The organism is Winogradskyella sp. Asnod2-B02-A (assembly GCF_045063645.1).
Classification (GTDB): domain Bacteria; phylum Bacteroidota; class Bacteroidia; order Flavobacteriales; family Flavobacteriaceae; genus Winogradskyella.
This window is the reverse complement of sequence record NZ_JBEFOG010000003.1, coordinates 1-1,107: the sequence shown is the minus strand read 5'-3', so window position 1 is coordinate 1,107 and position 1,107 is coordinate 1. Positions and strand designations below refer to the sequence as shown.

The window sequence follows — 1,107 nt, the reverse complement described above, 5'->3', positions numbered from 1 at the left end:
ACGAATAATTTGTACTGAAAAGTTACTTTTTCGTAAGGTTTTTTTCGACAGTCTTGTTTTCGTGTTTTCATAAGTGACTATAATTAAATGTTTAATTTTTAGTCAACCTATTTCAGGAAAGTACCGTTCTGGTAATTACAGCTAACGTGTTTGTGTATGGTTAGTTGCGTGGTTCAGCAACTAATTTAGCAAACTTTTACGAACCTGTGAATATTCCGCAGGAATATTCGCAAGTAAGCTCAATAAAGCAATTAATTATACACGGTGTTAGCTGTAGTTTTTATTTTTTCTAAATATCATTATTAGGTCAGTAATTGGATATGCTAATGAAACAATAATTCCAAATACACCGAGTGTTTTATACTTAAATATTCCTCCAGGTAAAAATAATGTTATTGAAAACCATAAAATCAATAAGCAAAAAGGATAGAGAAGAAGTCTTGTCAAAATCTTTGCGAAAGTCCATTCTTTAATCTTTTCTTTCTTTAATTCCGTTTTCGGTTTGTTTATTAGTTCAGGATTATTTTCACGTCCTATATTTTCTATGGCTTGTTTCAGTTCGTCAGTCAAAATTTTTGTTTCGTACTTTTTTGCTTTTGACATTACTAAATGCAATAAAGTTCCAATTACAGAAAATCCGATTATTCCAATAATGGCAGTCTTAAATTCAGTCGTAAATAACAAAACCAAAGCAAGTACAATAAAAAATCCGATTGATATTTTATTCAGAAGTTTGTGATAAGGGTTTTTCTCCGTTTTTATTCCATTCAGTTCTGCATTTTTGCCAAAAGTCAGATGAAAAATTGGATACGCTCCTCTTAAAAAATGTGCAGACCTCCAAATCAGAAGTTCATTCGGTTTTATTTCTCCGCTGTATTTTGTTGTGTTGTAAAAAAACGCATCGTTCCAATGATTTTTCAGAGTACTTTTTTTGTTCTGAATAATTAATTTTTCGATGTCTTTTTTTTCTACCATAAAGATTGTGTATTATACTGATATAGGTTGACCTTTTTTTGTTAATATTATCACGTTCAAAAGATTTTTTTTAGCCGTTTAGAAGGCAAAAAAATAGTTTGAACTAGGTCTGTTCTTAAATCGTAAGCTCAG

1 protein-coding gene is annotated in these 1,107 nt (G+C 30.2%); it reads right to left on the bottom strand.

Annotated elements, in window-relative coordinates:
• Positions 1-267 precede the first annotated feature (267 nt).
• Positions 268-975, bottom strand: a complete 708-nt coding sequence (locus tag ACJJVO_RS00055) for a hypothetical protein (RefSeq protein WP_405568901.1) — start codon at positions 973-975, stop codon at positions 268-270.
• Positions 976-1,107: the final 132 nt, after the last annotated feature.

Bases quoted from the DNA above. Each gene is read 5' to 3' on its own strand.
- ACJJVO_RS00055 (WP_405568901.1), bottom strand. From the start codon at position 975: ATGGTAGAAAAAAAAGACATCGAAAAATTAATTATTCAGAACAAAAAA.